At 46.5% G+C, this 13694-nt stretch carries 12 protein-coding genes; 6 read left to right on the top strand and 6 right to left on the bottom strand.

Translation table 11 applies throughout. The features are described 5' to 3' along the window. Window positions 1-64 precede the first annotated feature (64 nt). The 5 genes from C2745_RS06295 to C2745_RS06275 all read left to right on the top strand — a co-directional run bounded on the left by C2745_RS06295 (window position 65) and on the right by C2745_RS06275 (window position 5380). Window positions 65-1786 (top strand): glycosyltransferase family 39 protein, encoded by a 1722-nt coding sequence (locus tag C2745_RS06295; RefSeq protein ID WP_215383528.1) that lies wholly within the window; start codon window positions 65-67, stop codon window positions 1784-1786. Beyond that, entirely contained in the window at window positions 1783-3027 is a 1245-nt protein-coding gene (locus C2745_RS06290) for an exo-alpha-sialidase (RefSeq protein ID WP_215383527.1), read from the top strand. The genes C2745_RS06295 and C2745_RS06290 overlap by 4 nt, the downstream gene beginning before the upstream one ends. After that, on the top strand, window positions 3027-3647 hold the full coding sequence (locus C2745_RS06285; protein WP_215383526.1) for a hypothetical protein: 621 nt from the start codon (window positions 3027-3029) through the stop codon (window positions 3645-3647). The genes C2745_RS06290 and C2745_RS06285 overlap by 1 nt, the downstream gene beginning before the upstream one ends. 88 nt (window positions 3648-3735) lie before the next feature. Continuing rightward, complete coding sequence (locus tag C2745_RS06280) at window positions 3736-4989, top strand: DUF3300 domain-containing protein (RefSeq protein WP_215383525.1); 1254 nt, start codon at window positions 3736-3738, stop codon at window positions 4987-4989. Between the two features lie 22 nt (window positions 4990-5011). After that, a complete protein-coding gene (locus tag C2745_RS06275) occupies window positions 5012-5380 on the top strand; it encodes a Rap1a/Tai family immunity protein (RefSeq protein ID WP_215383524.1) in 369 nt (122 codons plus the stop codon). Between the two features lie 61 nt (window positions 5381-5441). On the opposite strand, the gene C2745_RS06270 is transcribed toward C2745_RS06275, so the two are convergent. The 6 genes from C2745_RS06270 to fabI are packed head-to-tail and all read right to left on the bottom strand — an operon-like array spanning window position 5442 to window position 11773. Continuing rightward, a complete protein-coding gene (locus C2745_RS06270; protein ID WP_215383523.1) occupies window positions 5442-6443 on the bottom strand; it encodes a tripartite tricarboxylate transporter substrate-binding protein in 1002 nt (333 codons plus the stop codon). A gap of 58 nt (window positions 6444-6501) precedes the next feature. Further along, window positions 6502-7347, bottom strand: coding sequence for a CoA ester lyase (locus tag C2745_RS06265; RefSeq protein ID WP_215383522.1), 846 nt, complete (start codon window positions 7345-7347; stop codon window positions 6502-6504). A gap of 15 nt (window positions 7348-7362) precedes the next feature. Then, window positions 7363-8739, bottom strand: coding sequence for an MmgE/PrpD family protein (locus tag C2745_RS06260; RefSeq protein WP_215383521.1), 1377 nt, complete (start codon window positions 8737-8739; stop codon window positions 7363-7365). Between the two features lie 16 nt (window positions 8740-8755). Next, complete coding sequence (locus C2745_RS06255) at window positions 8756-9640, bottom strand: MaoC family dehydratase N-terminal domain-containing protein (protein WP_215383520.1); 885 nt, start codon at window positions 9638-9640, stop codon at window positions 8756-8758. 22 nt (window positions 9641-9662) lie between these two features. Next, entirely contained in the window at window positions 9663-10991 is a 1329-nt protein-coding gene (chrA, locus tag C2745_RS06250) for a chromate efflux transporter (protein WP_215383519.1), read from the bottom strand. After that, complete coding sequence (gene fabI, locus C2745_RS06245) at window positions 10988-11773, bottom strand: enoyl-ACP reductase FabI (protein ID WP_215383518.1); 786 nt, start codon at window positions 11771-11773, stop codon at window positions 10988-10990. Before fabI ends, chrA begins: the two co-directional genes overlap by 4 nt. Before the next feature lie 50 nt (window positions 11774-11823). On the opposite strand from fabI, the gene C2745_RS06240 reads away from it, so the two are divergent. Next, the gene (locus C2745_RS06240) at window positions 11824-13692 is read left to right on the top strand and encodes an extracellular solute-binding protein (RefSeq protein WP_215383517.1); all 1869 of its coding nucleotides are present in this window, start codon (window positions 11824-11826) and stop codon (window positions 13690-13692) included. Window positions 13693-13694: the final 2 nt, after the last annotated feature.

Below are 13694 nucleotides of genomic sequence, written 5' to 3'. Positions count from 1 at the left end.
CATTAGAAAATGAGGGTGTATTGAGTTTTGCAGGAACTTCTTGTAAGGCCTATAAACTATAGGTATGCGAGCTTCATTTTCATACCGTTCCGCCTTATTCATACTGCTTTTAGGTGTATTTACCTACCTATACGGCCTGGATAGTCGATTTGCCCCTAAAAATGGCGATGAGTATCCGTATATGCACATTGTTCGGATGACGGCGGATGCTGGCAACTGGCTGCCCCTACAGTCTCAAATGGACGGCATTAAAAATACCAAGCCACCACTCATTTTTTGGCAGGGCATTGCGAGCACTGGCTGGGCGAGTGAATGGACCTTGGCAAATCTTCGTTGGCCTAGCGTTCTCTATACCGGCCTCACCGCATTTTTCTTATTCCTAGCTGTGCGTCGATTTAGCGGCAAGACGCAAACTGGAATTCTGGCTAGTTTAATTTGGTTATCTTTTTTTGCGACCTATCGTTATGGCCGCCCGTTCTTAACTGACCCCCCTGAAGTCTTTTGGATTACTCTGCCATTCTTCGCACTTTTATATTGGGGCAGAAGTGCATTTGAATCAAAACTCTTTTTTCCTATTTTTTCTGGCATCTGTTTCGGATTAGCCTTATTAGCCAAGTCTTTTGCTTACATTGTTCCCGCATCATTTGCCTTGGGTCTGTATTACTGGCGTTGGCAAGAGTGGAGTATCCCGAAAGTTTTAGTGCGAGATCTCTATAAAGTCATTCTTGTATGTGTTTTAGCTTTAGGAGTCTTTGCGCTTTGGTTTGCCTTGGACCCTTATCCAGAGGCGATTTGGAGTGAATTCATTCTAGGCGAAAATGCCGGCAAGTTTGCTGCACGCCAGACTAATTATTTAATGGATTTCATTCGCGGTGGTGACAGCATCTGGTTGTTGCTCATCACCACGATTGCAAATGCAGGTCTATTTAGTTTTGTATTGATATCAACATTAGTGCAATGCTGGCGTGGCCGACGCTTTTTATCTTTTGAAGAAGTACTCTTGTTGTTATTGGTTGGCGCATTCTTGTTGGTCTTTAGTTTGCCAAGCCAACGCTCTGGTCGTTACTTATTGCCAGTAATGCCAGCACTCGCCGCATTGATTGCTTTGTATTGGGAAAAGTTACCTTTATGGGGTTTCCGGATTGCCTTGGCGTTGCAATTGATAGTGCTATCACTACTTCTTTGGATTGGCGTCAACCTACAGCTCATGCCATTCATTGAGGGGGCTGGAGCCTGGATCTACTCATATTGTCATTGGATCCTCATGGCCGCAGGATTGATGATTGTCTTGGCGGGATTGGTTAGACCAAACCTCACTAAGACTGTCTCATTGGCGGGATGTTTTGTAGTGTATTGCGCTTTAACCAGTAGCTTGGCGCCTCTAGAGGGGCGCTTAGGACACTTTTCTTCAGCATCCATTGCTCAGCTCCAAGGTAAAGATGTTTGGATTCCCTGTGACTATCGCGCTAAAGACGAAGAGTACAGGTTGCTGATGCCTGGAGCAAAGTTGCACGGGTATCTAGCCAAAGATGCTGGCGATATCAACGGACTCACAACTGCTTACCCTCTTGTAGCAGTGCAGACCCCCTTGGGAGTTGCGCCAGAATTATGTGAATCTTGCCAAATCATCGGCCAAAGAATGGAGATGCGGGCTCGCCACTCCAATGAAGAGATTGTAGAAATGTTTAAAGGGCAAATAGGGAAACATCTATTTGTGATTGAGTATCTGGTTTCTACTCCAGCGAGTATTCCAGAGCTTTCCAATATCAAGGATGTTTGTAGATGAGTCGTGTCATAGCCTTTTGTTTTTTATTGCTTGCAAGTGTGACTGGGTTCTTGCATATCGATAGTCGTCCAGTTTGGGCGCCGTTTACCGTTACTGCAGGCAATCCGGTTGAAGAAGCTGAGCAAGTCTTGCCACCAAAAGCAAAGCTAGCCAGCAAGCCTAGCATTGCCAATCCGATAGCAACATGGTTGCCAGATACCGGCGCCGCATCTGTTCATGCTGCCTCACTGATCGCCCTGAAAGATGGCGCAATTCGTGCTTTTTGGTTTGCTGGCAGTCGCGAGGGTGCTGCTGATGTGGCTATCTATAGCGCTGTTTTTGACCCAAAAGCCAATCAATGGAGCGCCCCCACTGTGGCGATGGATCGCATTAGTGCTGAAAAAGGGTTATCTCGCTACATTGCTAAATTAGGCAATCCTGTGCCGACCAGACTGGCTGATGGACGCTTACAACTTTTCTTTGTCACTGTCTCTATTGGTGGATGGGCTGGAAGTTCAATCTCCTCAATTGTTTCTGATGATGAAGGGTTAACTTGGAGCAATCCTCAAAGATTGATTAGCTCTCCATTAATTAATTTAAGTACGCTGGTTAAATCACCAGCAGTGCAATTTTCTGATGGCCGCCTTGGTCTGCCTGCATATCACGAGTGGATAGGGCGCTTTGGGGAATTCTTGAGAATTGATGCTGGCCAAGTGATAGATAAGCGTCGCATGAGCTCCGGGCGCAGTGCGATTCAGCCATTACTTTTTGTGAATGATCCTCAAGATGCCATTGCAGTATTTCGGCAAACACGCAGTTCTGGAAAGCCCAAACAGATTCCGGTGAGCTACACCCAGAACTCAGGTCAATCCTGGCAAGTTTCAGAGGATTTGCCAATTGCCAATCCAAATTCTGCGGTGACAGGGCTGACACTCAATAGTGGCGCTCGCTTGCTGGTATTAAACAATATTGAAGCCGGCCGCTATCGCTTGGTCCTTTTAATTAGCGATGCTAAATCTGACCGTTGGCAAACTGTTGAGGTGTTAGAGGATGATGGTGCTTTGGCTGATGAGCAACGTAAAGAGTTTTCCTATCCGTATTTAATTACTGTCGATGGCAATGATGCACATTTGGTATATACCTGGGATCGCAAAAAGATTCGGCATCGTTATTTTTCGGGCGCATGGTTGAAACGCGCTTTTAGTCAATTTTCAGCGGGCGAACCAGATGCCAATGCTAGCGTTGTTAAGGAGGTTAACTAATGAATAGCCTCATGCAAACCATTGCCTTGTTAGAGATGTCGCTCACTAGTGCTGTGTTGATTATTTGGTTTTTGCAAAAGCTCTCTCCGAAGGGGTGGCCTTTTATTGCCAAGGTGATTTTGGTGTTGGTCCTCACAAATCTCTTTTTCTGGCCGCTTGGACTTCCAGTTGAGCTGCCTATTGCTGCATATGTACGTGGTGTAGTTGGAGATCTCAGTGTCGTAACCATGCTCTTACTTTGGAGTGCCTTATTGCCAAAAAATAAGCCAACGCCAATTGGCTTTCAATTTGTCATCGCCCTGATTGCATTGATTTTTTATCCCTTAGCCTTAGGGCTTGGTATGTTTGACCCATATGGATGGGGCTACGGCTCTATTGCTTTCTTCATTGCCGTGATTTTGGTGGCAGTGGTTTGTGGGTTTGCTGGATGGAGCAAGGGTGTTTGGATTATTTCTGTAGCCATTCTTGCCTGGGCAGCTCATTGGCATGAGTCTGCAAATTTATGGGACTACTTACTAGATCCATTTTTAGCAGTTTGGGCGCTAGTTGCTTTCATAGGCGCCATGTATAGAAGGCGACGTGATAAGGCTCGTTCTGGCTATCTATTTAGACCGGGTTAATGCTAATTAAACGTAAAGTAGTACATTGAGATGAATCTAGTGAGTTATTTCAAAAGATCGCTATGAATAAATCCATACTGAGGCAGATATGAAACAGACAAGCCAATCAAGTATTCCTATATTGAGTAAAAAGCTGGGGTTGCTAGCGCTAGCAACGCTTGCTTTTGGATCTCTGCTCAATGGTTGTGTGATGAATCCTGGTCCATATCAATCTAGCGGGGACTACTACCCCCAAGGCTATAACGAGGATCCAAGCTATAACGCTGGCCCACAAACGATTTCTTCACAGCAATTGCAGTCATTGGTTTCGCCAGTAGCGCTCTATCCAGATTCTTTGCTCTCACTAATGCTTCTAGCCTCTACTTATCCGCTAGAAGTGGCTGAAGCCTATAACTGGCGAAATAGTAATGCTGCATTAAAGGGCGATGATCTGCAAAATGCACTGAAGGCGCAATCCTGGAATGACAGTGTGAAATCACTAATGTCATTTCCAAGTGCATTCAACATGATGGGTAGCAAGTTACAGTGGACCCAGAATCTAGGTAACGCTTATAAGCTCCAAGCTGCAGATACCATGAAGGCGGTTCAGGATCTTAGAAAAATGGCCATTAAAGCCGGCACCCTGAAATCGAATAAACAAATTACTGTTACTACCGACGCAAGCGGAAACATCTTAATTAGTCCGGCCAATACAAAAGTGGTTTACATCCCGAGCTATAACCCTACGGTTGTTTATGGACCATGGCCTTATTCAGATTATCCGCCATACCCTATTTATGATCCTGCTTGGGGGCTAATGACTTTTGGTGTGGGCTTCATGATTGGTGATGGTTTTTGGACCTATCCAAATTGGAATAGCGGCACGATTAACTCAACGACCATCAACTCTTCTGGGCGCGTACCGTCTCGTCCAATTATTGGGCCAGCCAATATCGCTAACCAGCAACGTTTGCTAAATGATTGGAAAAATAATGCCACCCCAGGGGAGAGGCAGGCTGCCAGAATGGATGGTCAACGAGCCAATAATGCATTCCAGAAAGACGCAACCCCTCAAGAGCGGAATCAAGCGGACCGACTAAATCAAGAAGCCCGCAATGACGCCCAGATGGATAGATCTGATCCCAATGCTTATCGTGAGGCCGCTCAAGAAAACGCTTTGCGTGATCAAGCTCGCTTTGATGGAAATCAAGATCGCTCCAGCAGCTATGGTGGCGGTCACATGGGCGGCTTTGGCGGCGGTGGATATGGTGGCGGTAGCAGTCGCATGAGTGGATTTAATGGCGGCGGCGCTGGCCGCATGGGTGGATTTGGCGGGGGTCATATGGGTGGCTTTAGACGTTAACTATTATTTAGAGAAGAGAACCATGAAAACATTAACAGCAGCATTCATACTCACGGCATCCATTCTTTCCTTTGTGCCAAGTGCTTTTGCGCAGAAGGATCTCCCGGCGGACGATGCGAGCACCACTGCATTTGTTGAGCTCTGCAAAAATCCTGATGACGAACAAGGCCGCAGTTTCTGTTTTGGTTTTGGAGAGGGTGTGTATCAGGGGTACTTAGCAAACCGTCGTCAAGACGCGAAGCCAGCCATCTGCTTTGGAGAAAGAAGCGAGACTCGCAATGAGATCTTGCAAAAGTTTTTGGCGTGGTCCAAGACTAATCCTCAGTTCAATAATGAGAAAGCAGCAAAAACCTTAATGCGCTTTTTTACGGTTAATTACCCTTGTAAATAACAGCACTGAATAACAAAAAAGCCAGCTAAGTTAGCTGGCTTTTTCTTTGGAGAAACTACGCTTAGTCCGGAATATTGGACTTACGGATAATTGGACCCCATTTATTGATTTCAGCTTCAAGATGAGACTTGAGGCCAGTAGGAGTCATTTTGTCTTGAGAGACGATATCGATATTGGCATCCTCTAAACGTTTTTTAACATCAGGAGAATTGAGTGCTTTTTTCAAAGCGGCATTCAATTTATCCAAGATTGGTTTTGGAACGCCTTTTGGTGTGTACATGCCGTGCCAAACTTTGACTTCAAAGCCTTTTAAGCCCTGCTCATCCAAAGTAGGTACATTTGGAATGGCTGGCAAGCGTTTTAAAGTAGTTGTACCGAAGGCTTTCACACGACCATCCTTAATATAGGGAATGGTTTGAGTGGTTTGGTCGCACAGCAAATCAACCTGACCGCCCAATAAGTCTGTCAGAGCAGGGCCAGTTCCTTTGTAAGGGATGTTGGTTAGCTTGACGCCCATGCGACTCTGAAAGAGTAGGCCGCAAAGTTGTGAAACAGCGCCAGGGCCAGCATTAGCCATTGTTACTTTAGAGCCATTTGCTTTGATATAGGCTTCGAGCTCTTTGAAGTTATTTGCTGGCAAATCTTTTTTACCCAAAAGTACCATTGGCACATCAGCTACTTGGCCAATGTATTCAAAGTTACTCAATGGATCGTATGGGAGCTTGTCATAAAGTGCATTAGCAGTTGCCATGCCCATATGATGCAAATAGATTGTGTAGCCATCTGGTGCTGCACGTGCAACTTTAGTACTAGCAATTGTTCCGCCAGCACCATTCACGTTTTCAACAACAACAGTTTGTCCAAGGGCTTGACCCATTGGCACTGCAATTAAGCGTGCAACAGAGTCAGTTGGTCCGCCGGCTGCAAAAGGAACAATCAGTGTGATTGATTTAGTCGGCCAATCTTTTTGTGCGAGCGCACTAGTACTTAGAAGTGCGCCGGCAGTCAATGCTGCGACTATTCCGGAAGATAAGAATTGCTTGATTTTCACTTTGGTCTCCATCTTGTTTTTGTGTAGACCAATTTTGCCAGTTTTGTTACTTATTTGTCTCGCAAAAACCCTAGTGTTTACCAGTAATTGCCAAGGTTCTTTGGGCTAGTAAGACTACTGGTCGATCGATCATGCGGCCATCCAGCTTCACTGCACCCCCTTTGGACGCCTTATCGGCCTCAATAACCCGTGCAGCCCACGCCAGCTCTTCCTCCGTTGGGGTAAAGGCTTTAACAACAATGCTGACTTGCTTTGGGTGGATGCATAACTTGCCGCCAAAGCCCATGCGCTTGGCGCGCTCAGCATCATCAGTAATGCGCTCAATATCATCGGTAGATGGTGTAACCCCATCAATAGGAGGGGCAATTTGTGCAAGACGAGATGCCAGCACAATTTGATAGCGCGCAGTTTGTAATTCTGTTTCTTGGCGGTCGCACACCATTCCAAGATCAGCTTGTAAATCTAAATTTCCTATAGCAAGGCGAATCACCTGGTTGGAGTTTGCAATTTCTTTCAGTTGGTCTAAGCCAATCGCTGTTTCTATCATCGGAATGATGGCGGTATCAGGCAATATCAAAGCGGCGCCATTAATTTGATCGCGTGATTCACTTTTGGGAATCAGTAAGCAGCCAACCTGCAGTTCTTGCGCCAAGATTAAGTCAGCTGAGTAGAACTTGCTACCAGGAGAATTTGTGCGAATGACTAGGCGTTTCTTTTGTTCGGGAGTAAAGCTTGGCCATGCAGCGCGAATAGCATTGCGTGCAGATTCTTTATCTTCTTCTGCCACTGCGTCTTCTAGATCCAATACGACGCCACTAGCGCCACTATCTAAGGCCTTGGCAAAGCGCTCTGGGCGAGTCCCAGGTACAAACAGAAAATTGGTGCTAAAGCCCAATGGCGTATCAAGTGGATTCATATGAAAGTCGCTGACTTAGTTAGAGGGGAGTAAAAAGCCTATCTTGGCTTGTTTGCGGACATTCCACAAGAGATCAATTGCTTTGCTCATTTCTGCTGGGGTAGCACCATTGCTAAAGGCGGCAAGACGCATCGCCTTATCGGTAATTTCTGCGCGAGAGAGGGTATTGCCAGGATCGCCTTTGGGTTCATCAACGCGACCATCCAAAATCTGGCCATTGTTTAAGTGCACCTTTACTTTGCCGATCCAGCGCTGTGGGTAAGCGCCATCTACTTCGGGGTCTAGTGTCATGGATACCCGTTCGCGGAAACTGCAGATCTCATCATCGTGGAAGTGCTGATCAAATTCTTGCAGTCCAGCAAATTGGTAGTGAGCCACCAGGGCTAGTACGGTACCCATCGAGAACTTTGATTGATGTACGGTGGCTGGATCGGTCACTGGACCCAAAACGTCAATAGCACCTTGATGAACCAAGGTTTCTACCTTGGCAATATCACTCGGGGTAAGTTTGTTTGTGAGCATCACTTGCAATAAGGCATCAGCAGCGGGATGGGTGTGACGGCATGAGGCGTAATACTTAAAACTGGTTTCTGCTAAAGCCCAGCGACTGCCTAAGCGATCTACCAATTTGCTTGGATCACTATCGCTAGACATGCCTGCTGCCAAACCTTGCTTGCCCTCTAATATATGTTGGGCACCAGTAAAGCCTGCTTGAGCAATATAGGCAGACATCAATCCAGTTGAGGCTGCATGTGCGGTATGCAGTTGCTTGGAGTCCGCAGCATCACGCAAGAATTCCCAAAGGCCAGCTGATTGAGTGCCTGCAGAACCAAAAGCGTTGAGCATTTGTTCTGGGGTGAGCTTAAGAAGTCTCCCAACCGCTGCAGCAGCGGCTATTGTGCCTGCAGTGCCAGTGGTGTGAAATACCTTGTAGTGAGAGCGACCTAAGAATTCGCCAACCCGAATACCTACTTCATAACCGGCGATGGCAGCAACCAATACATCTTCACCAGAAGCGCCAACAGCTTGAGCGCAAGCTAGAACAGGTGGAAACACTACTGTTGCCGGATGGAAGACTGAGCCGTTATGAACATCATCTTGTTCTGCGACATGCGATGCGGCTGCATTAGCCATTGCCGCCAAGAACGGACTAGAAGTCTTGCGTGTTACCAATACTTCTGATGGGCCAGTATGTACTGCATCAAAGCCACCCATGTTTTGTGCAAATTGGGTAATGAGTTCAACAGGGCGAGAGCCTTTGCCAGCAATCGCCGAGCCAAACCAATCAACCAATAAATCTTCAGCGCGGTTCATTACCTCATTGGGAATATCTTTGGCCTGAAGCTTGGCTGCAAAGCTGGCTAATTCACGAGATAAGTGTTCAGTAGTCATAAATATCTTTTCTGAATTACGCCAAAACTGCAGTAGCTTGCATCGTGAGCCAACCTTCATGATCTTGCGCCCAAATGGAGATAGTTTTTCCGCTTGGATCCTTATCTAAATCAGGTTTGGCATTGACTTTGAAAATATTGATATCAAAAGTAGGGCGAATAGCGCGGAACTCAAAACTTTTGAGCTTGCAGCCTGGAATGCTTTGACGCACCAGATCAACTAGCATCGTGGCAATCAGCGGGCCATGTACGATTAAGCCTGGATAGCCTTCAACTTCAGTAACGTATTTGCGATCGTAATGAATGCGGTGACCATTAAAGGTGAGCGCTGAATAGCGAAACAGCAGCACATCATCTGGGGTAATTGTTTTGTTCCATTTGGCATCGGTAGGTGCTGGAGTAGGTGCTACGGGTTTGTCGTCAGGGCCTGGCGCATCGCGATACACAATGTCATGCTCTTCAATAATGGCCAGACCATTTTGGTTGGAGATCTGATGATTGACCAATACAAAAATCAAATCACCAGTGCGGCCCGCTTTATGGGTCACTGATTTAATTGTGGAGACACGTTCAATCTCGTCACCTACGGTGAGTGGTTGTAACCATTCAATACGGCTGCCTGCCCACATGCGACGAGGGAGTGGAACTGGCGGCAGAAATCCACCGCGTTTTGGGTGGCCGTCAGGACCAATCTCAGATTCTCGAGCGTGAGGCAAGAAATACAGCCAATGCCATAACTCAGGAAGGAAAGAACCCTTCTGAGGTGAGGGATCATTACGATCTAAGGTTGCCGACAGGGCGCGCACTGGGGCGGCTGTGACGGTGTCTTGAAAAGACTCGGTTTTACCAAGCCATTCTTGTAGGTGGGTAATGGTTTGAGGTTCGATTCGCATACATTCCATTATGCCAATCTTGTAGGAAAACTCATCCCATCAAAACAGAGATGCAATAAAAGAGCAATCCAGCCAAGGCTGATCCACCTAATACCGAGAGAACGCCTTTTTGAAACTTAAATAAGGCTAAACCAGCCAAAGCGCAGATCAGAATCGATATCCATGAGATTGAGCCGCCAAAGCCTCTTGGTAAAAACACGTGATACGCAAAAAATAACCCTAAGTTGGCAATTACGCCAACTACTGCAGCAGTGATGGCGGTAAGTGGTGCAGTAAATCCAAGCTTGCCATGAGTCGACTCAATTAAGGGTCCGCCCACTAAGATAAAAAAGAAAGAGGGCAAGAAAGTAAACCAAGTAGCAACGCAGGCGCCAATTACACCAAACCAAAATGGATTGCTATTTCCAATGAGGTATTGAATATGGCCAGCGAGGTAGCCAACAAAAGCCACCACCATAATGAGTGGTCCTGGTGTAGTTTCTCCAAGCGCTAATCCATCAATCATTTGATTGGCGCTTAGCCAGTGGAAATGATCGACTGCACCTTGATAAACATAAGGAAGCACGGCATAAGCACCACCAAAGGTCAGTAAGGCTGCTTTTGTAAAGAACCATGCAATGTTGGGGAATAAGGTTTTCCAACCAAAGATGCCAATTAGGGCGCCAATTGGAAGTAACCAGCATGCAAATGCAACCAAGCTATTGCGAATCGTTTTTGAATAACTAAATTTGGCGTGCTCAGGCGTTGGTGTGTGATCATCAATGATGGCGCTGCCATATTGCTTCAGTTCTTTTGTGCCATGGCCGCCACCTTGTTGAAAATATTCTGGGTAACGTTTGCCACCCCAGTAGCCGATAGCGGCAGCTATCAAAACGATGATGGGAAAGGCTAAGTTCAGAATAAAGATAGCCAGAAAAGATCCTAGCGCAACCCATTGCAATGCTTGGTTATGAATTGTGCGCCTACCAATACGAACTGCAGCATGCAATACGATCGCAGTGACTGCGGGTTTAATGCCAAAAAAGATTGCCGCAATCCATGGAACTTGTCCAAAGGTGAGATATACCCAAGACAAGCCAATTAATATAAATAGAGAAGGCAGTACAAAAAGTATGCCCGCCAGAATGCCACCCCAACTGCGGTGCATGAGCCAACCAATGTAAGTTACCAACTGTTGGGCTTCAGGCCCGGGCAACAGCATGCAGTAATTGAGCGCATGTAAAAAGCGCCGCTCAGAAACCCAGCGACGCTTTTCAACTAATTCTTGATGAAGAACTGCGATTTGTCCTGCAGGCCCACCAAAACTTATAAAACCAAGCTTAGCCCAGAACTTTAGGGCTTCGCGTAGTGGAACACTCAAACTTCGTCCATTCCGCCAACTACTTGGCTAAAGCCGTTATCGACATAAATGATTTCAGCGGTAATGCCATTGGCGAGGTCAGACAATAAGAATGCAGCCGTGTTGCCAACATCATCAATAGTGACGTTGCGACGTAGTGGTGCAGTTTGCTCAACCGCTTCCAAAATTTTGCCAAAGCCTTTGATGCCAGACGCTGCCAAAGTTTTGATTGGGCCAGCAGAGATGCCGTTAGCACGAATGCCTTTAGGGCCAACTGAACCGGCGAGGTAGCGAACAGAAGCCTCTAGCGATGCTTTTGCTAAGCCCATGGTGTTGTAGTTAGGAACATTCTTCATTGATCCCAAATACGTCAAAGTCAGTAATGAAGATTTGTCGCGCAACATTGGCAATGCTTCTTTCGCCATTGCTGGAAAGCTATATGCAGAAATGTCGTGAGCAATCTTGAAGCCTTCGCGTGAAAGACCTTCCAGAAAATCACCGGCAATGGCTTCGCGTGGTGCAAAGCCAATAGCATGAACAAAACCATCAAACTGGGGCCAAGATTTAGCCAAATCCTTGAAAAGGGCGCTGATTTGCTCATCGCTGCCAACGTCACAGTCAAAAATCAGTTCGGTATTGAATTCTTTTGCAAAATCAACAATACGGTCCTTAAAGCGCTCACCTACGTAGGTAAAGGCTAGTTCAGCGCCTTCACGGTGGCAGGCCTTGGCGATGCCATAGGCGATAGAGCGGTTAGAGAGGAGGCCGGTAATGAGGATTTTTTTGCCGGTGAGAAAGCCCATGTTGTGTCCTTTGCTTCAAATATGATTAGCTATCTACAATTGTTGCATATATGCCTACCCTAAAACCCATTCGCCAAATCGCCCATTTCGTGCTGCTAGCCCTGCTAGTAGGGCTTGGAGCCAATACAGTTCAGGCGGGACAGGGGATTGCGCAGTACGGAAAGCCTAAGTATTCCGAGGGATTTAGCCATTTTGATTACGTCAATCCCAATGCGCCCCGTGGCGGAACTCTGGTTTTGCCAAATCCTGGGCAGAGAACCAGTTTTGATAAGTTCAATCCATTTACGCTAAGGGGCATCACTGCTCCAGGCATTGAGCTTATGTTTGAGTCCTTAGCCGAGGGTAGTGCGGACGAGGTCTCCAGTATTTATGGATTGTTGGCCGACGATATTCAGGTGGCCAAAGACCGCAAGTCAGTTACTTTTCATATTCGCTCAGAGGCAAAATTTTCAGACGGCAGTCCAGTATTGGCTGCTGACGTTAAGCACAGCTTTGATACTTTGATGAGCGGTAAAGCGCATCCGCGTTACAAAACCACGTTTGCTGATATCAAAGACGCAGTGGTTTTGTCTGATCGATCCATTCGATTTGATTTTAAGAATGACAATGCCGAGCTGCCAATTTTGGCGGGAACATTTCCAGTCTTCTCTCGCAACTGGGGTAAGCAAGCTGATGGCACCATCATCCCATTTGAGAAGCTGGCTTTTGAGCCTCCTATTGGTAGCGGCCCGTATTTAATTGAATCTTTTAAAGCTGGCAAGTCGATCGTCTACAAAAAGAATCCAAACTATTGGGTTGATCAACTGAGCAAGCCACTCAATGTCCGTGTTGGCTTCTATAACTTTGACCGCGTTTTGTACAAGCTCTATAGCGATGATGCTGTTAGGTTGGAAGCCTTTAAGGCAGGGGAGTTTGATGCTCTAGTCGAGTATCGCGCCAAGATCTGGGCCAAGGGTTATGTGGGCTCCAAGTTCGATAAGGGCATTCTGCTAAAGAAAGCATTCTTAAATCACAATGGCGCTGGCATGCAAGGCTTTGCCATGAACGTACGCCGCCCCATCTTTAAAGATGCACGTGTGCGTGAGGCTTTAGGTTATGCGCTAGATTTTGAATGGCTCAATCGCCAAATATTTTTTGATCAATACAGTCGCATTAATAGTTATTTCACTAACAGCGATTTAAGCGCCAATTTTGATGGTCCACGCAAACCTACTGAGGCAGAATTAAAGTTACTCAAGCCTTTAAAAGCGAAATACCCTCAGTGGGTTCCTGACGCTGTCTTTGGTCCTATGCCTGCTGCACCATCTACAAAGTCACCAGCCAGCTTGCGTCAAAACCTGAAGAAAGCGCGCGAATTACTGATGCATGCTGGTTGGCAATATCGCGACGGTGCATTGCGTAATGAGAAGGGCGAACCGTTCCGTTTTGAGATAGTCGAAGACGGTGGATTTTTCTTGAGAGTCATTTCTGCTTATGTGCGCAATTTAGAAAAGTTAGGTGTGCAGGTTGACATTCGTACAAGCGACTTTGCCCTGCATCAGAAGCGCATGAATGAGTACGACTTTGATATGACCACAGTACGTTTCCAGGATTCCCAAAACCCTGGCAATGAGCTTTGGGATCGCTTTGGCAGTCAAGCCGCCAAAGAAAAAGGATCTGACAATGTGATTGGTGTGCAATCACCGGTAGTGGACGCCTTGATTGATGAAATCACCAAGGCACAAAATCGTGATCAGTTAAGAACGGCGACTAGGGCGTTAGATAGAGTCTTGTGGAATAGTTATTACGTTGTTCCTCAGTGGTACAACCCGACGCATCGCGTTGCCTTCCGTCACGAGATGCGCTATCCAGAGCCTCCTTTGTATTACTCAGCTGAAGCATGGATCATGCAAAATTGGTGGAAAGAAGAGGCTAAATAATG

It is taken from the genome of Polynucleobacter sp. AP-Kolm-20A-A1, from assembly GCF_018688315.1.
Lineage (GTDB): Bacteria > Pseudomonadota > Gammaproteobacteria > Burkholderiales > Burkholderiaceae > Polynucleobacter.
This window is presented reverse-complemented; position numbering and strand designations above follow the sequence as displayed.

What these genes read in the sequence shown, in the direction of transcription:
- C2745_RS06280 (WP_215383525.1), top strand. Translation starts at nt 3,736, where the DNA reads ATGAAACAGACAAGCCAATCAAGTATTCCTATATTGAGTAAAAAGCTG.
- C2745_RS06275 (WP_215383524.1), top strand. Translation starts at nt 5,012, where the DNA reads ATGAAAACATTAACAGCAGCATTCATACTCACGGCATCCATTCTTTCC.
- C2745_RS06260 (WP_215383521.1), bottom strand. Translation starts at nt 8,739, where the DNA reads ATGACTACTGAACACTTATCTCGTGAATTAGCCAGCTTTGCAGCCAAG.
- C2745_RS06265 (WP_215383522.1), bottom strand. Translation starts at nt 7,347, where the DNA reads ATGAATCCACTTGATACGCCATTGGGCTTTAGCACCAATTTTCTGTTT.
- fabI (WP_215383518.1), bottom strand. Translation starts at nt 11,773, where the DNA reads ATGGGCTTTCTCACCGGCAAAAAAATCCTCATTACCGGCCTCCTCTCT.
- C2745_RS06270 (WP_215383523.1), bottom strand. Translation starts at nt 6,443, where the DNA reads ATGGAGACCAAAGTGAAAATCAAGCAATTCTTATCTTCCGGAATAGTC.
- C2745_RS06295 (WP_215383528.1), top strand. Translation starts at nt 65, where the DNA reads ATGCGAGCTTCATTTTCATACCGTTCCGCCTTATTCATACTGCTTTTA.
- C2745_RS06285 (WP_215383526.1), top strand. Translation starts at nt 3,027, where the DNA reads ATGAATAGCCTCATGCAAACCATTGCCTTGTTAGAGATGTCGCTCACT.
- C2745_RS06255 (WP_215383520.1), bottom strand. Translation starts at nt 9,640, where the DNA reads ATGGAATGTATGCGAATCGAACCTCAAACCATTACCCACCTACAAGAA.
- C2745_RS06240 (WP_215383517.1), top strand. Translation starts at nt 11,824, where the DNA reads ATGCCTACCCTAAAACCCATTCGCCAAATCGCCCATTTCGTGCTGCTA.
- C2745_RS06290 (WP_215383527.1), top strand. Translation starts at nt 1,783, where the DNA reads ATGAGTCGTGTCATAGCCTTTTGTTTTTTATTGCTTGCAAGTGTGACT.